General features: G+C 64.1%; 27 protein-coding genes and 2 pseudogenes. 21 read left to right on the top strand and 8 right to left on the bottom strand.

All coding sequences use genetic code 11. The annotated features are described in order from the left end of the window. Window positions 1-227 precede the first annotated feature (227 nt). From FJ956_RS17860 to FJ956_RS17850, 3 genes are all read left to right on the top strand, one after another. The gene (locus FJ956_RS17860) at window positions 228-1520 is read left to right on the top strand and encodes an RsmB/NOP family class I SAM-dependent RNA methyltransferase (protein ID WP_140679230.1); all 1293 of its coding nucleotides are present in this window, start codon (window positions 228-230) and stop codon (window positions 1518-1520) included. 93 nt (window positions 1521-1613) lie between these two features. Then, a complete protein-coding gene (locus tag FJ956_RS17855) occupies window positions 1614-2075 on the top strand; it encodes a PaaI family thioesterase (protein WP_140635058.1) in 462 nt (153 codons plus the stop codon). Between the two features lie 139 nt (window positions 2076-2214). Beyond that, complete coding sequence (locus FJ956_RS17850; protein ID WP_140679229.1) at window positions 2215-2853, top strand: 5'-methylthioadenosine/S-adenosylhomocysteine nucleosidase; 639 nt, start codon at window positions 2215-2217, stop codon at window positions 2851-2853. A 12-nt stretch (window positions 2854-2865) separates the two neighbouring features. Here FJ956_RS17850 and FJ956_RS17845 read toward each other — a convergent pair whose 3' ends face one another. Next, complete coding sequence (locus FJ956_RS17845; RefSeq protein ID WP_140679228.1) at window positions 2866-3183, bottom strand: hypothetical protein; 318 nt, start codon at window positions 3181-3183, stop codon at window positions 2866-2868. Window positions 3184-3270: 87 nt separating this feature from the next. Here FJ956_RS17845 and FJ956_RS17840 point away from each other — a divergent pair, with 87 nt between their 5' ends. The 12 genes and pseudogenes from FJ956_RS17840 (at window position 3271) to FJ956_RS31115 (ending at window position 12795) form a co-directional block, all read left to right on the top strand. Then, the gene (locus FJ956_RS17840) at window positions 3271-3753 is read left to right on the top strand and encodes a MarR family winged helix-turn-helix transcriptional regulator (RefSeq protein ID WP_140679227.1); all 483 of its coding nucleotides are present in this window, start codon (window positions 3271-3273) and stop codon (window positions 3751-3753) included. A gap of 58 nt (window positions 3754-3811) precedes the next feature. After that, on the top strand, window positions 3812-5389 hold the full coding sequence (guaA, locus tag FJ956_RS17835; protein ID WP_140679225.1) for a glutamine-hydrolyzing GMP synthase: 1578 nt from the start codon (window positions 3812-3814) through the stop codon (window positions 5387-5389). Window positions 5390-5587: 198 nt separating this feature from the next. Beyond that, window positions 5588-6493: a LysR family transcriptional regulator gene (locus FJ956_RS17830; protein ID WP_181170248.1), complete on the top strand. Its 906-nt coding sequence runs from the start codon at window positions 5588-5590 to the stop codon at window positions 6491-6493. Between the two features lie 92 nt (window positions 6494-6585). Next, window positions 6586-6942 (top strand): carboxymuconolactone decarboxylase family protein, encoded by a 357-nt coding sequence (locus FJ956_RS17825; RefSeq protein ID WP_140679346.1) that lies wholly within the window; start codon window positions 6586-6588, stop codon window positions 6940-6942. A gap of 2 nt (window positions 6943-6944) precedes the next feature. Beyond that, a complete protein-coding gene (locus FJ956_RS17820; protein ID WP_140679221.1) occupies window positions 6945-7409 on the top strand; it encodes a DUF302 domain-containing protein in 465 nt (154 codons plus the stop codon). 105 nt (window positions 7410-7514) lie between these two features. Then, window positions 7515-7685 (top strand): hypothetical protein, encoded by a 171-nt coding sequence (locus FJ956_RS30530; RefSeq protein ID WP_181170247.1) that lies wholly within the window; start codon window positions 7515-7517, stop codon window positions 7683-7685. Window positions 7686-8009: 324 nt separating this feature from the next. Then, window positions 8010-9032: an NADP-dependent oxidoreductase gene (locus FJ956_RS17815; RefSeq protein WP_140781978.1), complete on the top strand. Its 1023-nt coding sequence runs from the start codon at window positions 8010-8012 to the stop codon at window positions 9030-9032. Between the two features lie 18 nt (window positions 9033-9050). Continuing rightward, the gene (locus tag FJ956_RS17810) at window positions 9051-9926 is read left to right on the top strand and encodes a glucose 1-dehydrogenase (RefSeq protein WP_140679216.1); all 876 of its coding nucleotides are present in this window, start codon (window positions 9051-9053) and stop codon (window positions 9924-9926) included. 24 nt (window positions 9927-9950) lie between these two features. Next, window positions 9951-10847, top strand: a complete 897-nt coding sequence (locus FJ956_RS17805; protein WP_246672110.1) for an alpha/beta hydrolase — start codon at window positions 9951-9953, stop codon at window positions 10845-10847. A gap of 37 nt (window positions 10848-10884) precedes the next feature. Next, a pseudogene (locus FJ956_RS30870) lies at window positions 10885-11301 on the top strand (VOC family protein); the annotation flags it as partial. 98 nt (window positions 11302-11399) lie between these two features. Further along, a complete protein-coding gene (locus FJ956_RS17795) occupies window positions 11400-12236 on the top strand; it encodes an endonuclease/exonuclease/phosphatase family protein (RefSeq protein ID WP_140679210.1) in 837 nt (278 codons plus the stop codon). A gap of 181 nt (window positions 12237-12417) precedes the next feature. After that, window positions 12418-12795 (top strand): annotated as a pseudogene (locus FJ956_RS31115) (thiamine pyrophosphate-binding protein). Between the two features lie 172 nt (window positions 12796-12967). Here FJ956_RS31115 and FJ956_RS17780 read toward each other — a convergent pair. From FJ956_RS17780 to FJ956_RS17760, 5 genes are all read right to left on the bottom strand, one after another. Beyond that, a complete protein-coding gene (locus FJ956_RS17780; RefSeq protein ID WP_140679203.1) occupies window positions 12968-13780 on the bottom strand; it encodes an SDR family oxidoreductase in 813 nt (270 codons plus the stop codon). Window positions 13781-13879: 99 nt separating this feature from the next. Next, a complete protein-coding gene (locus tag FJ956_RS17775) occupies window positions 13880-14377 on the bottom strand; it encodes an SRPBCC domain-containing protein (RefSeq protein ID WP_140679201.1) in 498 nt (165 codons plus the stop codon). 3 nt (window positions 14378-14380) lie between these two features. Next, entirely contained in the window at window positions 14381-14983 is a 603-nt protein-coding gene (locus FJ956_RS17770) for an NADPH-dependent F420 reductase (protein WP_281405621.1), read from the bottom strand. 26 nt (window positions 14984-15009) lie between these two features. Further along, window positions 15010-15777 (bottom strand): SDR family oxidoreductase, encoded by a 768-nt coding sequence (locus tag FJ956_RS17765; protein WP_140679197.1) that lies wholly within the window; start codon window positions 15775-15777, stop codon window positions 15010-15012. 64 nt (window positions 15778-15841) lie between these two features. Beyond that, window positions 15842-16576 (bottom strand): SDR family oxidoreductase, encoded by a 735-nt coding sequence (locus FJ956_RS17760; protein ID WP_140679195.1) that lies wholly within the window; start codon window positions 16574-16576, stop codon window positions 15842-15844. A 226-nt stretch (window positions 16577-16802) separates the two neighbouring features. Between FJ956_RS17760 and FJ956_RS17755 the strand changes: the two genes are divergently transcribed. After that, window positions 16803-17699 carry a LysR family transcriptional regulator gene (locus tag FJ956_RS17755; RefSeq protein WP_140679193.1) on the top strand — a complete coding sequence of 299 codons (897 nt, stop codon included), beginning with the start codon at window positions 16803-16805 and terminating at the stop codon, window positions 17697-17699. Window positions 17700-17849: 150 nt separating this feature from the next. Here the strand turns inward: FJ956_RS17755 and hutH are convergent, their stop codons facing one another. Beyond that, window positions 17850-19346 (bottom strand): histidine ammonia-lyase, encoded by a 1497-nt coding sequence (gene hutH, locus FJ956_RS17750; RefSeq protein WP_140679190.1) that lies wholly within the window; start codon window positions 19344-19346, stop codon window positions 17850-17852. Window positions 19347-19597: 251 nt separating this feature from the next. Here hutH and FJ956_RS17745 point away from each other — a divergent pair, with 251 nt between their 5' ends. Beyond that, on the top strand, window positions 19598-20098 hold the full coding sequence (locus FJ956_RS17745; RefSeq protein WP_140679188.1) for a carboxymuconolactone decarboxylase family protein: 501 nt from the start codon (window positions 19598-19600) through the stop codon (window positions 20096-20098). 2 nt (window positions 20099-20100) lie between these two features. After that, complete coding sequence (locus tag FJ956_RS17740) at window positions 20101-20955, top strand: sigma-70 family RNA polymerase sigma factor (protein WP_140679344.1); 855 nt, start codon at window positions 20101-20103, stop codon at window positions 20953-20955. Between the two features lie 300 nt (window positions 20956-21255). On the opposite strand, the gene FJ956_RS30525 is transcribed toward FJ956_RS17740, so the two are convergent. Then, on the bottom strand, window positions 21256-21417 hold the full coding sequence (locus FJ956_RS30525; protein ID WP_181170392.1) for a hypothetical protein: 162 nt from the start codon (window positions 21415-21417) through the stop codon (window positions 21256-21258). Here FJ956_RS30525 and FJ956_RS17735 point away from each other — a divergent pair. From FJ956_RS17735 to FJ956_RS17725, 3 genes are all read left to right on the top strand, one after another. Further along, the gene (locus tag FJ956_RS17735) at window positions 21416-21685 is read left to right on the top strand and encodes a hypothetical protein (RefSeq protein ID WP_226891947.1); all 270 of its coding nucleotides are present in this window, start codon (window positions 21416-21418) and stop codon (window positions 21683-21685) included. The genes FJ956_RS30525 and FJ956_RS17735 overlap by 2 nt on opposite strands. Before the next feature lie 168 nt (window positions 21686-21853). Further along, window positions 21854-23056 (top strand): ABC transporter substrate-binding protein, encoded by a 1203-nt coding sequence (locus FJ956_RS17730; protein ID WP_140684466.1) that lies wholly within the window; start codon window positions 21854-21856, stop codon window positions 23054-23056. Window positions 23057-23138: 82 nt separating this feature from the next. After that, entirely contained in the window at window positions 23139-24005 is an 867-nt protein-coding gene (locus FJ956_RS17725) for a branched-chain amino acid ABC transporter permease (RefSeq protein WP_140684468.1), read from the top strand. Window positions 24006-24012 lie beyond the last annotated feature (7 nt).

Genomic DNA, 24012 nt, shown 5'->3' with positions numbered 1-24012 from the left:
CAAAAAGCTTGCTTGTGCCCGCCAGTCAAAGACATTAGAGACCTTTCATATTCTGGCCAATTGTTCTTGTTTTCTGGCGCCGTCCCCGTTCTGAAAAACCGTTCGGCGAAATCGCCCCGTTTTGAAACGTGGTTTCGCAGCCAACGTGAACAGAACCCTTTCAATCCAGGCCTGAAACGCTTTAAGAGCGGGATGGAGCCGATTTTGTGGTGTAGACGGAAAACGGGATGCGACTGGGCGGAAGGCTGGCGGCGGCGATAGAGGTTCTGGAAGACATCGGCCGGCGTCACCGGCCGGTGGCCGATGCGCTGCGCGACTGGGGCCTGTCGCATCGCTTCGCCGGTGGCGGCGATCGCGCGGCGATCGGCAACATCGTCTATGACGCGCTGCGCCGCAAACGCTCGGCCGGCTGGCTGTTCGGCGAGGACACGCCGCGCGCCATCGGCTTCGGCGCGCTTCTGTTGGAATGGGGCCAGACGGCGCAGTCGCTCAACGACGCGCTGGACGGCGACAAATTCGCGCCGCCGCTGCTCGACGCCGGCGAGCTGAAGGCAGCCGCCGGCCGCAGGCTGGCCGACGCGCCCGACGTGGTGCGCGCCGATATCCCGGACTGGTGCGCGCCGCTGCTGGAACAAGCCTATGGCGAGGCCTGGGTCGAGGAAGGCGCCGCCCTGGCGCAGCGCCCGCCGCTAGATCTCAGGGTCAACACGCTCCAGGCCGATCGCGCCAAGGTGCTGGCCGAGCTCCAAGGCACGGGTGCCGCGCCGGCGGTGATCGCCCCGCACGGCATCCGAATCCCGCCGATCGACGGCGACGGCCGGCACCCCAACGTGCAGGCCGAACCGGCCTTCCAGAAAGGCTGGTTCGAAGTGCAGGACGAGGGCTCGCAGCTTGCCGCAGCACTTGCCGGTGCCGAGCCCGGCATGCAGGTGCTCGATTATTGCGCCGGCGCCGGCGGCAAGACGCTGGCGCTGTCGGCCGAGATGGACAATCGCGGCCAGCTCTTTGCCCATGACGCGGAAAAGGTGCGGCTGGCGCCGATCTTCGAGCGCATCCGCCGCTCGCACAATCGCAACGTCCAGGTCGTCAGCAAGCCTGCGGAGCTTGCGCCGCTCACCAACCATATGGACATCGTGCTGATCGACGCGCCCTGCACCGGCAGCGGCACCTGGCGGCGACGGCCCGACGCCAAATGGCGATTGACGGAAAGGCAACTCGATGCCCGCAAGGGAGAGCAGCAGGCGATCCTCGACACGGCGCAGGCCTTCGTCAAGCCGGGCGGCTTGCTGGTCTACATCACCTGTTCGGTATTCGATGCCGAGAACGGCGAGCAGGTCGCGGCATTCCGCGAGCGCCATGAAGGTTTCATGCCGGTCGATCACCGCCAGCTCTGGGACAGCCGCTTCCCAGGCCATGAAGGGGCCGCGCGTATCGGCGAAGGCGGTGGCATCTCGCTGTCCCCGGCGTTGAGCGGTACCGATGGGTTCTATCTCCACGCCTTGCGCAGGACTGCTTCTTGAAGACATCCGGCTTTTGCTGCGCTGCAGCATAAAAGATTGCCTGTCTTGCCTGGCTCTGCAATAAACTTCGCCAGCAATGTGAGGCAAAGCGCCATGGCAGCAGCCAAGATCGTACCCGCTCCGGATTTCGAGGAACGTGTCAGGGCGTCCTTTGCCCGGCAGGAGGCAATGGCGACGATCGGCGCCGAGCTGACGCTGGTGACGCCCGGCATCATCGAGATCGAGATGCCTTATTCCGCCTCGCTCACCCAGCAGCACGGCTTCCTGCATGCCGGCGTCATCTCCACCGCGTTGGATTCGGCCTGCGGTTACGCGGCGTTTTCGCTGATGCCGGAGAATTCCGGCGTGCTGACCATCGAATTCAAGGTGAACCTGCTGGCGCCGGGCAGGGGCGAGCGGTTCCTGTTCCGCGGCTCCGTGACGAAGCCCGGCCGCACCATCATCGTCGCCGACGGCCAGGCCTACGCCTTCGCCGCGGATGGCGAGGCCAAGCTGATCGCCACCATGACCGGCACCATGATGACGGTGGTCGGCCGCGACGGGATTGAAGGGTGAGGAACGGTCCGCGCAGCGAACGAAAAGCCCCCAAATGGGCTTTTCGAGCGACGAACGCCCGGCGCCATAGCGAAGGGCCGCAAGCGGCGAGGGCACGTTGCCCCTTTCGTTTCGTCGTAGCAAATAGGGGTAAAGCTTCATGACTGTCGAAGTGTTACGCCTGTCGCAAAAATCCGTTCTCTTCGTCATGGCGGCTGAGGCCGAATACGGCCCGCACCTGAAAAACCTGTTCACGCCGCTGATGACCGGCGTCGGGCCGGTCGAGGCGGGGGTCAGGCTGGGCGCCGAGCTCGCGGCGTTGAAGGCTGAACGAGCGCTTCCGGACCTGGTCGTCTCGCTGGGTTCGGCCGGCAGCCGCAGGCTGGAACAGGCCGAGATCTACCAGGTCGTGTCGGTGAGCTATCGCGACATGGACGCTTCGCCGCTCGGCTTCGAGAAGGGCGCGACGCCTTTCCTCGACCTGCCGGTGTCGGTGCCGCTGCCCTTCGTCATTCCAGGCATCAAGACCGCCACGCTCTCGACCGGCGGCGCGATCGTCTCCGGCGCCGCTTACGACGCCATCGATGCCGACATGGTCGACATGGAGACCTTTGCCTGCCTGCGTGCCTGCCAGCTGTTCGGTTTGCCGCTGATTGGGCTCCGCGGCATTTCCGATGGCGCGGCCGATCTCAGGCACGTCAACGACTGGACGGAATATCTGCACGTCATCGACGAAAAGCTCGCCGCGGCCGTCGGCTTGCTGGAGCAGGCGATAGGCGGCGGCCTGCTTGAGGGATAACTGCTCTTCGGATCAAGCGGCAAGGCGTTGCGGATCGCCGAAATCGATGCGTGAAATGCGTCCACGAGAGGCGCCTGTCGCATCGATATAGTCGATTGCCCCCGCTGTATGATCGAGTTTCCACGCGCCGGTGGGGCCGTTTTTCCATTCGACCTTGTAGCCGTCGTCCAGCAGCATCCAGGTCCCGTGGAAGCGCGTGCCATCCGGCAGGAGCATGTGCGCCCGATCGTCGGTTTCATAGTGGACGAAGGCGTTCTTGCCGCCCATGTCGATGACATGCGTGGTTCCGGCCATGATAATGGCCAGCGTGTCCCTGTTCAGTATCGTCATTGTTCCTGTCCGCGGGTTTGCGTTTCTCGAATGGCCTCGACGGCATGAATATCGTCAAGTATCTTGACCATATGGAGTTCGGGTTAAATGGTCAAGGAGCTTGACGAAAAAAACGACGCGCTGCCCGATCACGTCGGTTGGCGGCTGTGGCAGGCGAGCCGTGCCTGGCAGGCGGAATTCGCCGCTGCCATGCGGGCCGCTGGCCACGTCTGGTTCAGCGAGGCGCGCGCCGGGCTGCTTGGACACATCCCGCGCAACGGCACGCGCCAGTCGGCATTGATCGAGCGCGCGGCCACCTCCAAGCAAGCGGTTCAGCAATTGCTCGACGGGCTGGAGGCGGAAGGCGTGCTGGAGCGATTGCCCGATCCGCGGGACGGGCGCGGCAAGCTCGTGCGCTATACGCGCAAAGGCCTGGATGCCTTGCGCGATGGCGATCGCATCAAGCTTCAGATCGAACGCGGCTATATCGATCGCATCGGCGAGCAGCGGTTCGCGGCGCTGATGGACGCCTTGCGCTCACTTGACGCCGGGCAGGCCGATGCATCGGGAGAAGCACCAGGATCGAAGTGAGCGGCGCGACCGCGCGCAACCCATTGCGCCGACTCGTTTCTTTCTCTAAAGGCTCGCCATGACGACAACCAATCATCCCGACACCGTCCTGCCCGACACTGTCCTGATCATCGATTTCGGCAGCCAGTTCACGCAGCTCATCGCCCGCCGCATTCGCGAGGCCGGCGTCTTTTCCGAGATCGTGCCGTTCCAATCGGCCGAAGCGGCCTTCAAGCGCATCAAGCCCAAAGCCGTTATCCTGTCTGGCGGTCCAGCCTCGACCACCGACATCGGCAGCCCGCGCGCGCCGCAGATCGTCTTCGACGCCGGCGTGCCGGTGCTCGGCATCTGCTATGGCCAGATGGCGCTCTGCGTGCAGATGGGCGGCGTCGCCGAAAGCTCCAACCACCGCGAGTTCGGCCGCGCCTTCGTCGAGATCGAGAAGGAGAGCCCGCTGTTCGAAGGCCTGTGGGCCCCCGGCCAGCGCCACCAGGTGTGGATGAGCCATGGCGACCGCGTCATCGAATTGCCGCCGGGCTTCAAGGTGCTCGGCAAGTCGGAAAGCTCGCCCTTCGCCATTTTCGGCGATATCGAGCGCAAGATGTACGGCATCATGTTCCACCCGGAAGTGGTGCACACGCCGGACGGCGCCAGGCTGCTCCGGAACTTCGTCCACAACATCGCCGGCATCGAGGGCGACTGGACGATGCGCGCCTATCGCGAGCACGCGGTCGAGACGATCCGCAAGCAGGTCGGCAAGGGCAAGGTCATCTGCGCGCTCTCGGGCGGCGTCGATTCCTCGGTCGCCGCGCTTCTGATCCACGAAGCGGTCGGCGACCAGCTGACCTGCATTCTCGTCGACCACGGCCTGATGCGCAAGGACGAGGCCCAGGGCGTGGTGGAGATGTTCCGCCAGCACTACAACCTGCCGCTGATCCTGGTCGATGCCTCCGACCGCTTCATCTCGGCGCTGGAAGGCGAGGCCGATCCCGAAAAGAAGCGCAAGACCATCGGCCGCCTGTTCATCGAAGTGTTCGAGGACGAGGCGAAGAAGCTCGGCGGCGCCGATTTTCTGGCTCAGGGCACGCTCTATCCCGATGTCATCGAAAGCGTCTCCTTCTCCGGCGGCCCGTCGGTGACGATCAAGTCGCACCACAATGTCGGCGGCCTGCCCGAGCGCATGAACATGAAGCTGGTCGAGCCGCTGCGCGAACTGTTCAAGGACGAGGTGAGGGCGCTTGGCAAGGAGCTCGGCCTGCCCGAAAGCTTCATCGGCCGTCATCCGTTCCCCGGTCCCGGCCTTGCCATCCGTTGCCCGGGCGGCATCACGCGCGAGAAGCTGGAGATCCTGCGCGAGGCCGACGCCATCTATCTCGACGAGATCCGCAAGGCCGGTCTCTACGACGCCATCTGGCAGGCCTTCGCGGTGCTGCTCCCGGTGCAGACGGTGGGCGTCATGGGTGACGGCCGCACCTATGAATTCGTCTGCGCCCTGCGTGCCGTGACCTCCGTCGACGGGATGACGGCCGACTTCTACCACTACGACATGAACTTCCTGGGTGCGGCCGCCACCCGCATCATCAACGAGGTCAAGGGTATCAACCGGGTGGTGTATGACGTGACGTCGAAACCGCCCGGCACGATCGAGTGGGAATAATTCAGGCCACGTTCGATTGGGGACCAGTACAGGCGGAGGCACTCGGCGTCAGGATCGAAAATAGCCAGGCCGTGTAAACGAAGTCGGGGCGGACGATTTTAAGCTTCCGAAATTCAATCTGAGTGGCGGCGGGAAAGCCCGATGCCATGTTCTCGGCATGAAAGGCCGGCGCGCGGAGAACAGAGCAGGGGCGGATCGTTGGAATGGGATGACCTGAAATTCGTGCTGGCTGTTGCCCGCGGCGGCTCGCTTTCAGCCGCGGCGCGGCAATTGGAGACGACACAGCCGACCGTGGGGCGGCGCATCGCCTCGTTTCAGAAACGGATCGGGGCGAGACTGTTTCGCCGGGAGGGCGGGTCGCTCGTCTTGACCGAGGCCGGCTTGTCCATCCTCGACCGGCTGGAGCGCGTCGAGACGGAGGCGCTGGCGATCGAGCGAACGGTGGCCGGCCGCGACGCCGGCTTGCAAGGTGTCGTTCGCGTGACCGCCGCCGAATGGTTCTGTGTGCGCGTCCTCGCGGCAGCAGCGGCGAACGTATCGAGCCAACATCCGGCCATCACGCTCGAGCTGATCGGCGAGCCGCGCCAGGCGAACCTCGCCCGTCGCGAGGCCGACATTGCTTTCCGGCTCGTCGAATTCGAGCAGCAGGATGTCGTGCAGCGAAAGCTAGGCCGGGTCGCCTTCGGACTGTACGCCGCGCCCGCCTATCTCGAAGGCCGCGGTGTTCCTGACCCGAGGGACGGCTTCGCAGGGCATTCGATCATCGCGATGCGGACCGAGATGGGGTGGGTGGCGGATCTGGCCTGGCTGGGCGAGATGGCCCACGCGGCCGACATCGTGCTGCGCACGGACAGCCGCGAGGTGCAGGCCCAGGCGGCCGCGGCCGGCGCGGGACTTGCTTGCCTGCCGCGCCTGGTCGGTGACGAAACCGGCTGCCTCGAACGGGTCCAAATGTCGGTCCCGCGCCGGCACGTCTGGATGGGAAGCCATGGCGATGCGCGCCACAGTCCGCGCGTGCAGGCCGTGTCGACGATACTCGCCGCCGAGGTGCGCAAGCGGACGCGGGATCTCGATCCCGCAGACCGGCCAAACGCAAACGCATGAGCTTCATGCGCGGATCGGCAATTCTCTTTGCCGATTCAATGCGCTTATCTCGCCGTCATCCGCATCGCCCAACCTCAGGGAGCTTGCCCATGATGATCGACTGGACCGCCTACCACAGGGAACTGCTCGCCCGCATCGGCGAGCTTGGCAGGCTCAGCCCCGACACGCTGAAGGGCTACAAGACGCTCAGCGCCGCCGGCGAGGCGACACACAGGCTCTCGCCGAAGATCAGGGAGCTGGTTGCGCTCGCGGTCGCGGTCACCGCGCGCTGCGATGGCTGCATTGTCGTCCACACGGATGCCGCGCTGAAACAAGGCGCGACGCCCGAGGAGATCTCGGAAGCGCTCGGCGTCGCCGTCGCGCTCAACGCGGGAGCCGCGATGGTCTATTCGGCGCGGGCGCTCGACGCCATCGCAGCCAGGCAGTCCAGCAATACCGCGGTGGCCTGACGATGAGCGACCAGCAGCTTCTCGCCGTTACCTATGCGCGTCCGGGCGCCGAGCACCCGTTTCAGCACGTCGTGCGATCCCGCCTGGCGTTCGAGCAAACCATCGAAGCGGTGCGTGGCGAGCTCCTCGGCAACGACCTGTGGATCATCCACGAGATCGATCCGCAGATGCTCCTGAAGCGCGGTGGCTATGCGATCGGGCGCACGCGGCAGATACTGTTCTTCCACCCCCGCTACATGGTGCGCCTCCTCGGCGCCGACCCGTTGGCGCTGCTCGAGGCGCCGCTGAAGGCGGTGGTCATGGAGGAAGGGCCGGACGTGACCGTGCGCTGGTTCAGGCCGGACGTGCTGTTCGAGAAATACCGAAACGACGGACTGGCGGAGCTGGGGCGGGAGTTCGCGGCGCTGTACGAGGTGATCGCCCGGCGGCTTACGCAACAGAGCTGCCCTGCGCCGCTTGAGCCATGACGCGCCCAAGGCTACGTCCTCCACCTGTTACGATAGCTAGGTGCTCATCCACAATCCATGCGCCTAATTAATGAGTCGGGTCATGAATCAAGCGCGGCGCTCAGCATGTCGACAAGCAACTTGCCGCAACGCCGCTACGCGATCGACGGCGCGCGGCGCGGCCAGCCGCCGCTGATCCTGCTCCACCGCTTCCGTGGCACGATCAGCGACTGGGATCCGCAGTTCATCGCGCTGATGAGCGCTACCGCCAAGCGAGGCAGAAACCTCCCAGTCTAAATGGTTTCGCTTATTTGGTGGTTCCAGGGCTGCAGCGAGCAGCCGCATCCAACTGCGCAACCTCGACAAACTCCCGGATACGAAAGTGATGACGAGAACCGGGGGTGTGCTCGGAACCCGCTGCCGGAACAATCTCGCCGTTATTTCATTCTCTCCCGGGAGGCCTAAAGCGCCTTAGTGGGTAGCGCGTCCAAGTGGCGCTCAGACATTGCCACTCTGCAATTACAGCTATGGCAAGTGCGGAACTCGCGACGCGTTTCCCAAGCGATGGCCACTCCGTTGCAGAAGACGTGGTTTTAGAAAGCTGGAGAGAATTTGCAGCAGATGTCCGCCGTCAAATCTAAATCCCGGCGTCGAGGATCCGGCGTGGCCGCGTGGAAGGAGAGCGCGCGCGACCACATGAAGGCTGTGGCTGTTGATCGATTTGGCCCGCCATCCGCTCTGACGCTACATCGACTTCCGGTGCCGAAGCCTGGCCCGCATGAAGTTTTGATCGAACTCGACACGGTTGGCATCGGCATCTGGGATGTCTCGATCCGCGATGGATCGTGGCGGAAGCCAGGGCGTCCCCGTTTTCCCTTGGTGCCGGGTACGGACGGCGCAGGGACGATTGTCGCCAAAGGCGCACATGTCAGACGCTTCAAGCTGGGTGACCGGGTCTACGCTTATGAGTTCGGCAACAGGCAAGGCGGGTTCTACGCCGAGTTTGCCGTGGCCGACGCCGATCATGTCGGGCATGTTCCCAAATCGCTGTCACTGGAGGAAGCCGGCGCCGTCGCCACCACTGGTTTGACGGCGCTGCAGGGGCTCGAAGCGCTCCGGCTCAAGCGCGGCGAAACCGTGCTGATCTTCGGCGCCACCGGAGCGGTCGGGACGATGGCTGTGCAGTTCGCCTCGCAACGTGGCGTGCGCGTGATCGCCACGGCCAGCAGGAAGCCGGCTGAGCGCCTGATGCGCTCTCTCGGCGCAAATGCGGTCATCGATGCACGCAGCGACAAATTTGCCGAGCAACTGCGCCACGCCGCACCGGCGGAGATCGATGCCGTGCTGGCGCTCGCGGGCGGCAAGGAGCTCGAACGCTGCCTCGACTTCGTGCGCACGGGCGGACGTGTGGTTCATCCAAATGGCATCGAGCCGTCGCCGCGGCCACGGCCTTCGCTTCGTATCAAAAGTTATGATGCGGTGGCCTCGCCCCGTGCCTTCGACCATCTGCGTCGCGTTCTTATGGCCAAGCACATTCGCGTGCCGGTGGCCGCCACCTATCCGCTCGGCAAGGCCGCGCTTGCGCATCGGCGCCTTGGCGAAGGCCATGTCGTCGGCCGGCTTGCGCTGCGTGTCGGATTCTAAAGACAGGAGATTGAAGCGATGGATGGAAAGCTCGAAGGCAAAGTCGCCATCGTCACAGGTGGCGGCACGGGCATTGGCGAGGCGATCTGCCTCAAGTTCGCGCGCGAGGGCGCGAAGGTGGTGGTGAATGGCTTGCCGGACGATCCCATTGGCGATGTCGTCGAAACGATTCGCGACGACGGCGGTGACGCCATCGCCTTCGAAGCGGACATTTCCGACGAGAGGCAGGCGCGTGCGTGCGTGGAGACAGCGATCAAGGAGTTTGGCAGGGTCGACATCCTGGTCAACAATGCGGGCGTGCTTCTGGTCAACGCCGAGACCGACGATTTTCCGGTCGACAAGTTCGATGAGCATATCCGCTGTAATGTGCGCTCAGCGTTCCTGATGACCAAATACGCGCTGCCGCACCTGAAGGAGTCGCGCGGAGTCATTCTCAGCGCCGGTTCGGAAGGCGGGGTGAACGGTCAACCGCGCAACGCCGCCTATGGCGGGACCAAGGGTTTCTTGCATGCCTTCATGATGGGTGTAGCGGTCGAACAGGCACAGTACGGCGTTCGCGCCAATTGCGTGAGCCCAGGCCCCATCGACACGGCTTGGACGCACAAGGAAACCGGCGCTGTTGATGAGAAGGTCGAGCAGGCGCTGGTGACGGCGGTCCCGTTCGGCCGCCGTGGCACACCCGAAGAAGTCGCCAATGTCTATGCCTTCCTCGCCTCCGACGAAGCCAGCTTCGTTACAGGCGCTGTCTGGCTTGTCGATGGCGGCATCACGCCCGCGAAGGGCGCGGTCGGCGCCATGGCCAAGCGCGCAGTGGCGACGCCGCCACCATCAACACTTCATCTCCAGCACTCACGGGATGGCACCCGCAACAAGGACATCGTGAAGGTTCAATAGAGGGTGCGCGCGGCGATGCGAGCGTTGAAGCAGATAGAGGTCGAGGGGTTAACGCTCGCGGCACGCACATCCGGGGAGCGGAATCGGCCGTGCCTTGTTCTCTTGCACGGCTGGCCGCAGACAAGCTTTGCTTGGGAAGGCGTCTTGGGAGAGCTGGGGCGCGATCACTATGCGCTAGCCTTCGATCTCCCGGACGTGGGCGCATCGCGCGGAGCGCCGCGCTCGGCAGAGAAGACGGTGCTGGCCGACCTTATCCTCACCGCCGCCGAGCAAGCCGGCGCAGAAGAGACGATCATCGCGGGCTATGACGTTGGCGGCATGATCGCCTTCGCGGCGGCGCGCGATCATGGGGCGCGTGTCAAAGGCGCGGTGGTGATGAACACAGTGATCCCAGGTCTTGATCCCTGGGCCAAAGTGCTCGCCGATCCGCGCATTTTTCACTTCGCCCTGCACAATGTGCCGAAGCTTCCCGAGACGCTCATTGCTGGGCGTGAGCGGCCGTACTTCGACTTCTTCTATGACGTGATGGCGGCCGATCCCAAACATCTCGGCGAAGAGGCCCGTGCCGCTTACGTCTCCGGCTACGCGCGGCCGGAGGCGCTGAAGGCAGGTTTGGACTGGTATCGCTCCATGGCGAAGGATGCGGAGCACAACGCCGAACGCATTCCGATAGCGACGCCTCTCCTCTATCTCCGCGGCGACGCAGGGCCCACTTCCACCACGCTTGACGATTATGCGCGCGGGTTGCGCCAAGCAGGCGCCGAGCGGCTCGAGACGGGATCGCTGCCCCTTTCCGGCGAATACGCGCCGGAGGAAGCCCCTGAAGATCTCATCGCGGCCCTGCGGCGTTTCCGTCGCTTGATTGAAGGCGGCGAGCGCATGCTTCGACCGCATCAGAGACCTGGCGAGCAACGCGCATGAATGCGTCGCGCTTCGGCCGGCAGCCGCGGCTGCGCAAATGGGCGTTATTGCCTCGCTGTGGCACCACAATCGGAGATCCCTCATGGCGATGCGACCGGAACGTTATCGAGATGCCGTCGTCCCGCATATCTACATCGATGGCGCTGACGCCGCGGTGAGATTCTACAAAGATGCGTTCGGCGCTGAGGAGCTGTTTCGCATAGCTGGTCCCGACGGCAGGATCATTCATGCCGAGCTTTCGTTTTGTGGCGCGACCATCATGCTCGGCGATCCCGATGACCGGCTCTATGCCGAACCGCGACGGGTTGGTCGCTGCACTGCCGGGTTACATCTCTTTGTCGATGACAACGCTGCCACGGTGCGACGAGCTGTAAAAGCTGGCTGCGAAGAGATTCAAGCGCCGACCGACATGTTCTACGGCGCGAGCTCGGCAAGTGTACGCGATCCGTTCGGCCATGTTTGGGTGCTCCTCACATGGAAGGACGATCTGTCTCCGAGCGAGATGGAGCGGCGCGGCAAGGAAGAGCTGGATCCAGCTTTTAAAGGCTCACGATGCGCGTCAGAGTTCTCACGCTCAATGTATGGAACAGCGAGGGCGATCAAAGACGCCCGGAGATCATCAACCGCGCGCTCTCCACGCTCGAACCCGATCTCATCGCGTTCCAGGAGGTGATGCAGACGTCGCAAAGCAACATGCTCGACCGTCTGCTCGCGGGCCTCGGCTACCACGCGACCCACCAAGCTGACATGCAGCGTTACACTCCGCCCTTTGCCGATCGCTATGGCGGCAGCGCGCTGGCCACGCGCTGGCCGCATCGTGCCGTCGAGGCGCTCGACATGCGTGTTGCAGGCGCCACTGATGTGCCTTGGGCCACGCTGGCCGCGGTGGTGGAGATCCCGCAAGTCGGAGAGATGCTGTTTGTCGGCGCGACTACAGCGTGGCGGCCGGCTGCGGAAGCTGCGCGCGAGCGCCAGGTCCTTGCTATCGCCGATCTCGATGCGCGCCACCGCCGCGACCTGCCAACGATCATCGCGGGGGATTTCAATGCCGGTCCTGAGACCGCGAGCATGCGTTTCCTGACCGGACGCCAGTCGCTCGATGACTGTAGCATGCTCTATCACGACGCTTGGGAGGTGGCGGGCACAGGGCCGGGCTGCACTTGGGGCGAAGACAATCCCAATGGCAAAGCAGGTGCTGAGCAGATCATCGGTCAGCCCGGCTATCGCAAGCGCTTTGATTATATCCTGGTCGGCTCATGGGATGCCCATCCCAAGGCGCATGCACATATCCGCTCGGCCGCGCTCGCCTTCGACAAGCCCATCGATGGTGTCTGGGCCAGCGATCATTTTGGCGTTGTCGTCGATCTCGATGTCGGTATGAACGACTGAAGCGGCCATCAACCTGCATGAGGCCGAATAGGCGAAATTCTGTTTGAAATCAATGGTACGAGTTTGCAACGCCCCGCCGGCCAACGAGTTACTTTGTCGAGCGCGGCCGCGATGAGGAACTGCCTCGTACGGTGCCGTTCGACGGAAAGCGGCATTCAAACGTTTCCATGGAGATTTTCCCATGAAAGTCTACGAAGCTGTCGCGCGGGCGATATCGGACGCAACCGACAGTCCGATCTTCGGCTTCATGGGCGATGGCAATATGGACCTAATAGTGGAGTTCGCGGAACGCCATAGCCGCACGCTTGTGCATGAGCGGCACGAGCAGAACGCCGTGGCGATGGCCGATGGCTATGCCCGTTTCTCCGGCCGGCCGGGCTCAGTTCTGTGACGCAGGGCCCGGCTTGACCAACACCGCGACGTCGCTGACGGTCGCGCGCCATCACCGCTCGCCCGTTCTGCTGCTCGCGGGGCAGACCTCACTCGGCGACATGCACAAATCCGCAGCGACTGGATCAGGGCGCTTTCACGACCGCGACGGCAGGCGCTGGGGTGGTGATCGAGAACGAGAGAATGGTCGGTCGGGATCATAGAATTATGTGCTATTGTAGCTCAGCTACGATCCAAGCTTCACACATAGGCGGTCGAAACCATGTGGCCTGTGACATGCGATCTTAGCTTCCATGCAAGGAAGGACGTCACACGCGATCTCGTGCTGACGCCCTAGACGATCAGGCAACGAAACGAACCACGCCACCATCCACGCGTAGAGCCGCGCCGGTTGTTGCCGAAGCCTGCTCCGAGCAGGTGTAGACGATCATGCTGGCCACCTCATCGGTGGTCGCGAAACGTCGAATAAGTGAGGTCGGACGCATTGCCTTCAGAAAGCCCTGTTCGGCCTCCTCCTGCGTGATTCCGTTCGCCGCGGCCTGCTTCGCCATGAAGTCGCCCAGGATCTCGGATCGCGTAGGCCCCGGCAGGACGGCGTTGACGGTGACGCCCGTTCCGGCGACCGCCTCGGCAAGCCCGCGCGAGACGGCGAGTTGCGCGGTCTTGGTCATGCCGTAGTCGAGCATCTCCTTGGGGATGTTTACCGCGGACTCGCTGCTGACGAACACGACGCGCCCCCAGCTCTTCTTGACCATGCGCGGCAGGTAGTGGCGCGTCATGCGCACGCCGCTCATGACGTTCAGTTGGAACAAGCCAAGCCAGTCCTCATCGGGGATATTCGCGATGTCCTCGATGCCGTTGTAGTCCCGGATATATGCCGTGCCGACGTTGTTGACGAGGATATCGGCGTCCGGCACCTGCGCTATGAAGGCCTCGACACCATCTGCGGTCGCCAGGTCTGCGGCAACGCCTGTGACTTCGATTTCAGGGAAATCCTTCTGAATTTGCCGTACGGCCTCATCGACTCGGGCATTCCCACGGCCACTGATGACGACAGACGCGCCGGCACGGGCCAAACCCTCTGCGGTGGCGCGGCCGATGCCGGCCGTTGACCCGGTGACGATCGCCTTCTTTCCTTTGAGATCAATGTTCACGTCATTCGTCTCCAATATTGGCCAGCAAGGCCGTCTCTTCGCTCAATGTGTTGATGCCTAGGCGGGGGAAAGGGGCGCCCGAGCTTCAGAACCCGGGGATCAGCCTATCCTGACGGTTGCTTCCGCCGCACGCGCAAGGCGTTCAACCCATTCCTGGTGATAGCGGTAGAGCGCTCCGGGATGCTTGCGCCCGAGTTCTTCAAGGAACCAAGGCCCCTGTTGCGTTTCCTCGGTCAGCACGTGGCAGCCATCGTCGGTGGGGGTAATGACCCACCCATGGTACGCGCTTGAGCCGGACTCATCGCCGTCGACAGTCGTCGCCCATGCGAGCCGGCGAAAGGGCTCGCACTCGGTAACGACCAGGCTCATCGGGAATCCGACCGTCACCCGGCTGTATTTGGTCCCGCGCGCCAGCTCCCTTTCGCCGCTCAGGATCTTGACCTGATCTTCGGGAGGGAAGTAGCTCGACCAATTCTCGGCGTCGACGAGCAGCCTCCACACCACTTCAGGGGGCGCCTTCACGTCAATATCGTTGAGCGCGTAGATCGCCGACGTTTTGGGGTCGTACTTCTCGGGCCAAATCACACGATCGTACACCGACTACTGCTCCTTCTTGAACAAATCCTGGAAGATGAGCTGGCCCCAAGTGCGGCCGCGTGCGTGCACCAGCGCGCCACCCTCGCTGAGCTTTCCCAGCTTGACGGGTGCGAACCCGAGTTGTTTGGCCAAGGCCGCCACGGGAGCGGTCGCTTCCTCGTCGTCGCTCGACAGAAAGACGACCCGGTGGCCGCCCTCGACGACCGGATCGGCAGCCAGTGTGGCCGCAATCAGGTGATTGAAGCCTTTCACGAGCTTGGCGCCGGTGAACGATTTCGCGACGAAGGCGGAGGACGGGAGGCCGTCCAGCTCTTCAGGGACAGGAAACGCGTTCATCGCGTCGATGACCGTCTTGCCTTTCCAGCTCGGCAGGGCTTTCGCAACCTCGCGATGCTCCCCGAACGGGACCGCCAGGATGATTGTGTCGGCCTCGAGTGCTTCCCGCAGCGACTTGGCGACGACCGTGGGTCCGATCGCTCGAGCCTGCGGCGCCAACGCCTCGGGCGGCCGGCGGCTCGCGACGGTCACGTCGATGTTCTTGCGGGCGAAGGCGTGGGCGAGGGCCTGGCCTACCTTGCCGAATCCTACGATTGCATAGCTCATAATATTTCTCCTTCGGTTTTTCGACGCGGTCAGAGCTTGTAGCCGCCGCTTGCTTCAATCGTCTGGCCCGTCACCCAATGGCCGTCATCGGAGGCGAGGAACGCCACAACGGCGGCGATTTCCGAAGGCTCGCCAAAGCGGCCCAGCGCGATTTGGGCCTCGACCGTCTTTACGAGCTCGGAATTCTCTCGGAAGGCGGCGTTCGCGTCGGTTCGCGTGTAGCCCGGCGCTACGGCGTTCGCGGTAATTCCGCGTGGCCCCAGCTCTGACGCGAGTGCTTGGGTAAGATTGTTGATGGCCGCTTTGGCCATCGAGTAAATGGGCGCGGCTGTCACGGGCTTCGTCGCGGCAGCGGAAGAGATGTTGATGATGCGCGCGCCATCGGCGAGACGACCCATGGCGGCCTGAACGATGAAGAAGGGCGCGCGGGCATAGACGGCGATCAGCGTGTCCCAACTGTCCGGCGTCGCGTCTTTGAAGCCAATCCAGCCGATATTGCCAGCGTTGTTGACCAGAATATCGAGGGCTTTGCTTCCCTTCCGCTTGGTGAACTCGGCGTCGAGTTTCTCGAACAAGGTCGGGACGGTCGCCGGGTCAACGAGGTCCGCGTGGATTGCGAACGCAGTACCTCCAGCTTTCTCGATGGCCGCGACCGTCTCGTCTGCGCCGGATTTGCTGGCGTTGTAGGTCAGCGCGACCGTCGCACCATCTTTTGCGAGACGTTCGGCGATGGCGCGGCCAATGCCCCGCGATGCCCCGGTAACGAGAGCAGTTTTGCCTTTAAGGGATTGTTCCATTTTATTTTCTTCCGTGGGTGTGCGAATAATGGGATCAGTGGAGTGATCGGCCGGACGAGGCGGGTCAGAGTTGCGCCAGGCCACCGTCGACGGCGACCTCGCTGGCGGTCATGAAGCTGCTGTCCGATGACGCGAGAAACGCAGCCACTGCCCCGATCTCCGCCGGATCGGCCATGCGCTGGAGCGGAGTCATCGCGCCGTAGGCCTTCTGGCCTTCCTCGCCTAGCGCCTCCTTGGCGAGTTCGGTCGCCGTCGCTCCGGGCGACAGCACGTTGACCCGGATGCCGGTGCCCTTCAGGTCTTCCGCCCAAGTCCGCGCGAGGTTGCGCACTGCCGCCTTGCTCGCGCTGTAGGCGGTGAACCCCGGAGCGCCCGTGGTGCCAGCGCTCGATCCGGTCAGGATGATCGAACCGCCCTGGCCCATCAGCGGCAACGCCCTCTGGACCGTGAAGATCGTACCCTTCACATTGGTGTCGAAGGTTTCGTCGATGTGCGCGGCGGTGATCTGGCCGAGCGGAAGCGGGCCGCCGGCCCCGGCATTGGCGAAGACGATGTCGAGGCTTCCGCGCTCGGCCTTCACCGCCGCGTAGAGCCGGTCGAGGTCGGCCCCATTCGAGACCGAGCCCTTCACCGCGCGGGCACTGGGTCCGAGGTCGGCCACGGCGGCGTCGAGCGCTTCCTGCCGGCGGCCAAAGATGAAGACGAAGGCGCCCTCCTCGATGAAGCGCCTTGCCGCGGCGCGGCCGATGCCGGTGGCGCCGCCGGTGATGACGGCGGTCTTTCCATTCAGTCTGTTCATGTCATGCATCCTTCGTTTCGCCGTCTCGTGTCCTTGGCTGTACGGGGAAGTCCCGCGAGAGCCTTGAGATGGGTTCGCCGAAGTCGGGCGGTGAGTGCGCAATCGCGCACATCGGTGGTGCGAAAACGATCCAGTCAGATGATCGAACGCCGCAACGACCGCGCGAACCACGGCTGAGCGTGTTAGAATGGGCTTTGCAAACCGCACTCCGCGGCAGGAATGCACCATGATCGACTGGGATGACGTTCGCCACTTTCTTGCCGTCGCGCGCGGAGGTTCGGTGCGGGCCGCCGCTGAGCGCCTCGGTGTGAACCACTCGACCGTGCTGCGACGCATCGCCCAGCTCGAGGAACGCCTCGGGGTGCACATGTTCGAAAAGCTGCCTTCGGGCTACCGCCTGACGGCTGCGGGCGAGGAGGTCCTCGAGTTTGCGGACCAGATGGAAGTGTCGTCGCACCAGCTGGAGACGCGCGTCCTTGGCCGCGACCAGAGCGTGCGCGGGTTGCTGCGGGTGACACTGGCACCGCCCCTGGCGACACACCTGCTCATGCCGGACTTCGCCGATTTCGCGCGTCTGCATCCGGACATCGAGATGGACATTTTGTCGTCCGGCGAGCTGGCAAATCTGACCAACCGGGAGGCCGACGTCGCGATCCGCGTCGTCTACGACCGCAAAACCCTACCGCTCAATCTTCACGGCCTGAAGGGACCGGATGTATTCGGCGGTATCTACATGTCCCGCGATCGACTGGCGGCGTGGCATGCGGGCGCGCCTGATCCCATCCGGTGGATCGTCATAAGCATTCATGGAATCCCGGACTGGGCCCACTCGGGTGAGGTTCGCACCGCCGAGGTTCCGTTCAGGGTCACGGATGCCGAGGCGCAGGTCGTCGCGGTGCGACAGGGGCTCGGGATGACGACGCTGCCGTGCTTCGTGGGAGATGCCGACCCTCTGCTGGCGAGGGTGCCGGGTACCGACCTGCACATGTACGGCACGCTCTGGCTTCTCACCCAGGGGGAGTCCCGCAAGACGAAGCGCGTGCGGCTCTTCACCGAGTTCGTATCCCGCAGGCTCGCCGCGTATGCGCCGCTTCTCGCGGGACTGTCCTTATCGCCGGACTGACGCGCGGCAGGTAGCCGATGGCGCTTGCCGCAATCCGGCCGGAAGCCGAGCTGCGTCGACGAGGGTGTCTACGACCACTGACGTCCAGGCATCCCGACGAAACGCCAGGGTCGACCGATGCAACGCTTGTGGCGTACCTCTTGGTCCGTTCTACAGCCGAGGCCCCGCCACCATGCGCGCCACCCGCGCCATGTCGGCGCTCATTTCGCGGTCGTCGTCGAGCGGGGCGACAAGCGCCCGCACGGCTTCATAGCTGCGCCGAGGGCCTTCGCCCATCGAGTCCAGCACACCGCGCAGCTCGACGCCGGTCGCCGCGAAGATCAGCTCCATCGCCACCAGATAGCGCAGGCGTTCCATGATAGCGGCGGTCTTGGCTACCACGCGTGGCGCCATCGACGACTGGTCCTCGACGCCATCCGAGATGGCCAAAGGGCTGAGCGACATCGGATTGGCGAGGTGGCGGATCTCGGCTTCGAGCGCCGCGACCGGCTTCTGCAGTTCCGCATATCCCTGGCGGCTGCCGCCTCTGACCGACAGGAACCGGGGCAGCTCCGCCACCGTCGGCGACATCAGCTTCATCGAGCGGTTGGCGGTGCCGACGGCGCAATGCGCCAGCGCCTGGCCGAGGCTTTCCCAGGTCAGCGTGAAAGCGGTGAGGTCGAAATTGCCGTTGGAGACGATCCGCTCGGCCTCGGGCAGGATGACCGGATTGTCGCCGGAATGACCAAGCTCGATCTCCGTCGCCAGCTTCGCCTGCTCATAGGCGTGCAGCAGGCCGCCCCACACCTGCGGCACGCAGCGGAAGCTGAGTGGATCCTGCAGGCGTCGCGCGGCATTCTCCTGCCACAGCCCACTGCCCGAAAGCTCGGTCCGCAGCCGCGTGCCGATCTCGACTTGGCCGAAGGCCGGCCGCGCTGCCAGCGCATCCTCGTCGATGGCCTTGAGGGACGAGCGGAATGCCTCGTAATTCAGCGCCACCGCCGCCAGCGACCAGTCGATCAGGCATGCGACCTCCTCGAGCGCAAGGCACGCCGTTCCGGTCGAAAGGCTGTTGGCGACGATGATGGCGTGGCCGTCCTTCTCGCGCAGGTCGAGCGGTTCGAGCCCGGCGAGCTTGAGCGCCTCGGTCGATGGCATGATCCTGCCCTGATATTCACTCTCGCCGTCGCCGCGCAGCGCCCTGGCCAGATGACCGAGCGGCGCAAGGTCCGCTGCGCCCACCGATCCCCAGCTCGGAATGACCGGATGAACGCCTGCGTTGAGCGCCGCGACCAGGCCCATGACGACGCCCTCCGACGTGCCCGTGCCGCCCGCGGCCATGCCGCAGATGCGCGCGACCATCAGCGCCCGCACGGCCTCGGTCGGCAGCGACGGCCCGGCGCCCATCGAGTGGCTCAGCGGCACGCTGTGCTGGAAGGCGATCAGGTCGGCCTCGGCGAGTGGCGTGTCGACACAGGCGCCGAGCCCGGTGGTGACGCCATAGAGCGGCTTGCCGAGCTGGGTGAGATGCTCGATGAGGGCGCGGCTTGCGCGGATGCGGCGCATGGCTTCTTCGCCGAGCACGAGCCGGGCATTGCGTCGTGCGATCTCGGCGACGTCTTCCGTACCCAGCGGCTTGGCCTCGAGGACGATCACTCTGGCTGTCATGTCTGGCGTCCATTCCCTATGCATCCCGGGGCCGGCCTCGGGATTTGACCGGACACAGGATAGCCGCCATGGGCGCCGGCCATTGTCGAAAATCCGTCGTTGCGGCGGCCGTTATTTTTCGCCCCCTGCGGGCTGTTTGAATCAAAGGGCGGCGCTACCGCTCGATGCGCCGGCGCAAAAATTTCGCCACCATGTCACACCAGGCCAAGCCTTGATCGTCTTGAGAACGGAAGCAACGAAAGGAACCGACCATGACTGTCAGACTTGACCCCCTTGCCGCCGCCCCTTCGCTGATGAAGGAGTGGCACCGCGCCTCTTTAGCCATCGCCGGCAGCCTCGATCCGAAGCTCGCTGAGCTCATCGAGATACGATCGTCGCAGATCAATGGCTGCGCCAACTGCATCAACATGCATTCGACCTATGCCCGCGAGCGCGGCGAGACCGAGCAGCGCATCTATCTGTTGTCGGCCTGGCGCGAGGCGCCGTGCTATACCGACCGCGAGCGCGCGGCGCTCGGCTGGACCGAGGCGCTGACCAGAATCTGCGAAGGCCATACGCATGAGGCGGCTTATGAGGCGCTGAAGCCGCATTTCTCCGAGGAGGAGCGCGTGAAGCTCACATTGATGATCAACATAATCAATGGCTGGAACCGCATCGCCGTCGGCTTCGGCGGCTTTGTCGATCCAGCGGCCGTCAAGGCTGCCAACAAGGCGGCTGTCGCCAAGGCTGCCGATAAGGCGGCCGCGGCTTGACGATGGAGCCGGCATTCACGGGCGCGGCGGCGGAATTCGAGCCGCTGCGCCCGAAGCTGATGCGGGTCGCCTACCGCATGCTGGGCTCGGTCGCCGACGCCGAGGACGTGGTGCAGGAGGCCTTTATCCGCTGGATGAGGACCGAGCGCGCCGAGGTGCGCCAGCCCGAGGCGTTCCTGCGCCGCACGGTCACGCGGCTCTGCCTCGACCAGCTCAAATTCGCGCGCCGCCAGCGCGAGACCTATGTCGGCCCCTGGCTGCCCGAGCCGCTGGTGGAGGAAGACGAGGCGGAGGACGTTACCTTGCCGCTGATGCTGGCGCTGGAGCGCCTGTCGCCGCTCGAGCGCGCCGCCTTCCTGCTGCATGACGTGTTCGGCCTGCAATTCGAGGAGGTCGCGGCCGAGATCGAGCGCGATCCGGCTGCCTGCCGCCAGCTTGCGGCCAGAGCGCGCGAGCATGTCCGCGAGGCGCGGCCACGCTTCAAGGTCGAGAAGCAGCGCGGATTGGAGATCGCCGAGGCCTTCTTCAACGCCTCGCGCAGCGGCGACATGAAGGCGCTCGGCGCGATGCTGAGCGCCGATGTCACCGCCCACGCCGACGGCGGCGGCAAGCGCCCGGCGGCGACCGAGCCGGCCTTTGGGTTCGAGGCGGTCATGACGCAATACGCGGTCGTGGCGGCATGGCTCAAGGACCATCGCTCGAAGCTTGTCCGCTACGGCTTCATCAACGGCCTGCCCGGCTTCGTCACGCTGGAGGTCGATGGCGAGCTCCAGACCACGGCCCTCGACATCGAGGACGGCAAGATCGCGGCGATCTATGTCATGCGCAACCCCGACAAGCTGCGGCATCTGCACTAGTTCCTGAAGACCGGGTTTCGAAAGGTCGCCGTTCGCCGGCGAGCAAGATTTTCACCATTCATTTCCGGCGAAACGCCGGGGATTGGCTGAGGCCTCTCAACCTCGTCATTCCAGGGCGGAGCAAGGAGCGAAGCGGCGTCGCGCAGACCCTGGAATCCATTCCGTGACCTGAGCCGTGGAGCGCAGCGGAGCAGAATTCTGCACCGCGGCAGCGCTCCGAAGTCACGGAATGGATCCTCGGGTCTGCGCGCGTCGCTTCGCTCCTTGCTCCGCCCGTGGATGACGATCGCGATGGGCGTTTCAGCCAATCTCCAAGACATGCCAACCGCCAACGCAAACATAGCCCACAACACAAATTTCTGCGTCGAGGAACTCGCCGGCCGAGAGCGGGAAGCGGGAACTTTTGCTCTGCTGGCGATTTTGGATATGCTGCAGATCCAAATGCCAGAAGGTCGCTGCCATGACGAAACATTTTGCAATCGCCGCGCTCACGCTTGCCGCGGCAGCCGCGATGGCCGGCCCGGTTGCCGCCGGCGAACATCGCCACCGCGTCACCGAACAGGAACGTTATGTCCCGGCCAGCGACGATATCATCGAGACGCTGTTCGGCGGGCCGCGCTACTACGACCAGCAGATGACCAACACGGCGGCGGGCGCCTGCGCGTATCACCGCGTCGGACCGGACGCGAATGCGGTCAACGATATCAACGACCACTATTGCGGGAAGTAGGGTTCCCCGATGGCATTCCACCGGTGGGCCATCGCACACATTCAGCTCAAATATTGTATACAATCTAGAAGAAATATGTTGACAATCTGACGCGGCCGGTTTCCCTTACGCTATACGCGCAGCCTACGAGCAAAACACAAAGCGCGATAACCAAGGGGAACTACCGATATGATCAACCGTCGCTCGACTCTGAAATCGATGGCGCTCGGCGCCGTCTCGACCCTGGCCATTGCCGCTGTCGGCATTTCGTCCGCGCAGGCTGAAAACAAGGAACTGAAGATCGGTTTTGTGGGCGTCACCAGCGGTCCGGCCGCCGCCTGGGGCACCTCGAACGTGCGCTCTATGCAGACCCGCGCCGCCTGGATCAACGAGACCGGCGGCGTCAAGATCGGCAACGACACCTACAACATCAACATCGTCACCTTCGACGACCAGAAGGATCCCAAGCGTGCCATCGCCGGCATGGAGAAAATGGCGCAGGAAGGCGTCCACTATGTCGTGGGCCCGAATGTCGATGACGGCGCTGCCGCGGTGCGCCCGGTCGCCGAGGCCAACGGCATCATTTATTTCCCCTACGCCTTCCCCAAGGCGCTTTACCAGAAGCCGGCCTCGAATGCCGTGCTCGGCATGATCGCCAACTATCAGTCCGGTCCGGCGATCTACAAATACCTCAAGGAAAACAAAGGCGTGAAGAAGATCGCCTTTGTCGCGGCGAATGAATCCGATCCGCTCAGCCAGCGTGACGGCGGCGTCGAGGCGGCCAAAGCGCTCGGCCTCGACATCGTCGCCCAGAACGACACCTACCAGAACGACACCCGCGACTTCACGCCGGTGCTGACGCCGATCGTCGCGTTGAAGCCCGACCTGCTCGTCTTGTCCGGCGTAGCGCCGGCCAACGCGCCGCTGCTCATCCGCGCCGCCCGCGAGCTCGGCTATGAGGGCCTGATCTCGACTGAAACCGCGCAGGACGCCAAGGTTCTGGAAGAGGGCGCCGGCGAATACGCCAACGGCTTCATCTCCGTCGGCGGCGCCTCGACGCCGGAGATCGCCTCGGACGCGATGAAGGAATTCGTCACCCGCTACACCAAGATGTTCGGGGAATACAACGACGAGTCGAACACCAAGGTCTACGCGCTCGAATATATCCTCGACACGCTGAAGGCCAATCCGGCGGCCATCAACGATGTCGCCGAATTCAAGAAGACCATGGACACCTTCTCGGCGCCCAATCCCTTCCTGAAGGGTGACGCCAAGCTCAGCTATGTCGGTTCGACGTCCTTCGGCCAGAAGCGCCAGCTTTCGGTGCCGATGGTGGTCAACGAATACAAGGACGGCGCTTTCCAGACCCTGTTCGTCGGCTCCGTCGACTAGCATTACCTTCGAGCGTCACTTCCTCCAGCTTGCCGCGGGGTCCGGATGATAGGCCGGACCCCGCGGAAGATCGAAGGTGTCCATGGAACAGGTCATCGCCAACGGATTGTATCTCGGTGCCCAATACGCGCTGATCGCGCTGGGCCTCACCCTGATCTTCGCCCTGATGAACGTGCTCAATTTCGCCCACGGCCAGATGTATGTGCTGGGCGGGTTCATCACCTATACCCTCTACGGCCAGCTCGGCCTGCCTTTCGTGGTGGCGCTGCTCGCCTCCGGCGTGACGCTCGCTATCATCGGCGCGCTGATGGAGAAATTCCTCTTTCGCACCGTCATCAGGCGCAGCCATCGCGAGGAAAGCACGATGCTGCTCGCCGCCGCGACCGCCTTCTTCTTCGACGCCGTCATCTTGCTTCTGTTCGGCGAGAAGCAGCGCGGCGTTCCCAAGATCGTCAAGGGCGTCTTCAACGACGCCGGCATCATCATGCCTTACGATCGTATGGTCGTCGGGGTGCTGGCGATCGCCTTCATCGCGGCCTTCGTCCTCTACATGCAGTACAGCCGGGTCGGGCGCGCCATGCGCGCGCTCGCCCAGGACCGCGTCGCGGCCCAACTGATGGGCGTCCGCGTCGACCGTTATTCGATGATCGGCTTCGCCATGGGCGCCATGCTCGCGGGCGTTGTCGGCGGGCTGCTGGTCACCATCACCGGCGTCAATTCCGGCATCGGTGGGCCGATCTCCATCAAGGCCTTCCTGATGGTGATGATCGGCGGCGCCGGCGTCGTCGGCGGGGCGATCGCCGGCGGCTTCATCCTCGGCATGATGGAGTCGGTCGGCCTCACCGTGCTGCGCGAATATGGCGACGTGACCTACCTCGTCATCTTCGCCGCCCTGATGGTGTTCCTGTCGGTCCGCCCCAACGGGCTGATGGGCAAGCCGTGGGGTTGATCGCGAA

The organism is Mesorhizobium sp. B2-4-3, assembly GCF_006442815.1.
Taxonomy (GTDB): Bacteria; Pseudomonadota; Alphaproteobacteria; order Rhizobiales; family Rhizobiaceae; genus Mesorhizobium.
Note: the sequence above shows the minus strand (reverse complement) of the source record. Positions and strands in the feature narration are given on the sequence as shown.

Coding starts and splice junctions, on each gene's coding strand:
- FJ956_RS17845 (WP_140679228.1), bottom strand. CDS start 3,183: ATGACGATACTGAACAGGGACACGCTGGCCATTATCATGGCCGGAACC.
- FJ956_RS17810 (WP_140679216.1), top strand. CDS start 9,051: ATGGATGGAAAGCTCGAAGGCAAAGTCGCCATCGTCACAGGTGGCGGC.
- hutH (WP_140679190.1), bottom strand. CDS start 19,346: ATGACAGCCAGAGTGATCGTCCTCGAGGCCAAGCCGCTGGGTACGGAA.
- FJ956_RS17795 (WP_140679210.1), top strand. CDS start 11,400: ATGCGCGTCAGAGTTCTCACGCTCAATGTATGGAACAGCGAGGGCGAT.
- FJ956_RS17745 (WP_140679188.1), top strand. CDS start 19,598: ATGACTGTCAGACTTGACCCCCTTGCCGCCGCCCCTTCGCTGATGAAG.
- FJ956_RS17820 (WP_140679221.1), top strand. CDS start 6,945: ATGAGCGACCAGCAGCTTCTCGCCGTTACCTATGCGCGTCCGGGCGCC.
- FJ956_RS17855 (WP_140635058.1), top strand. CDS start 1,614: ATGGCAGCAGCCAAGATCGTACCCGCTCCGGATTTCGAGGAACGTGTC.
- FJ956_RS17740 (WP_140679344.1), top strand. CDS start 20,101: ATGGAGCCGGCATTCACGGGCGCGGCGGCGGAATTCGAGCCGCTGCGC.
- FJ956_RS17735 (WP_226891947.1), top strand. CDS start 21,416: ATGACGAAACATTTTGCAATCGCCGCGCTCACGCTTGCCGCGGCAGCC.
- FJ956_RS17825 (WP_140679346.1), top strand. CDS start 6,586: ATGATCGACTGGACCGCCTACCACAGGGAACTGCTCGCCCGCATCGGC.
- FJ956_RS17725 (WP_140684468.1), top strand. CDS start 23,139: ATGGAACAGGTCATCGCCAACGGATTGTATCTCGGTGCCCAATACGCG.
- FJ956_RS17730 (WP_140684466.1), top strand. CDS start 21,854: ATGATCAACCGTCGCTCGACTCTGAAATCGATGGCGCTCGGCGCCGTC.
- FJ956_RS30530 (WP_181170247.1), top strand. CDS start 7,515: ATGTCGACAAGCAACTTGCCGCAACGCCGCTACGCGATCGACGGCGCG.
- FJ956_RS17765 (WP_140679197.1), bottom strand. CDS start 15,777: ATGGAACAATCCCTTAAAGGCAAAACTGCTCTCGTTACCGGGGCATCG.
- FJ956_RS30525 (WP_181170392.1), bottom strand. CDS start 21,417: ATGGCAGCGACCTTCTGGCATTTGGATCTGCAGCATATCCAAAATCGC.
- FJ956_RS17850 (WP_140679229.1), top strand. CDS start 2,215: ATGACTGTCGAAGTGTTACGCCTGTCGCAAAAATCCGTTCTCTTCGTC.
- FJ956_RS17860 (WP_140679230.1), top strand. CDS start 228: ATGCGACTGGGCGGAAGGCTGGCGGCGGCGATAGAGGTTCTGGAAGAC.
- FJ956_RS17760 (WP_140679195.1), bottom strand. CDS start 16,576: ATGAACAGACTGAATGGAAAGACCGCCGTCATCACCGGCGGCGCCACC.
- FJ956_RS17840 (WP_140679227.1), top strand. CDS start 3,271: ATGGTCAAGGAGCTTGACGAAAAAAACGACGCGCTGCCCGATCACGTC.
- guaA (WP_140679225.1), top strand. CDS start 3,812: ATGACGACAACCAATCATCCCGACACCGTCCTGCCCGACACTGTCCTG.
- FJ956_RS17755 (WP_140679193.1), top strand. CDS start 16,803: ATGATCGACTGGGATGACGTTCGCCACTTTCTTGCCGTCGCGCGCGGA.
- FJ956_RS17815 (WP_140781978.1), top strand. CDS start 8,010: ATGTCCGCCGTCAAATCTAAATCCCGGCGTCGAGGATCCGGCGTGGCC.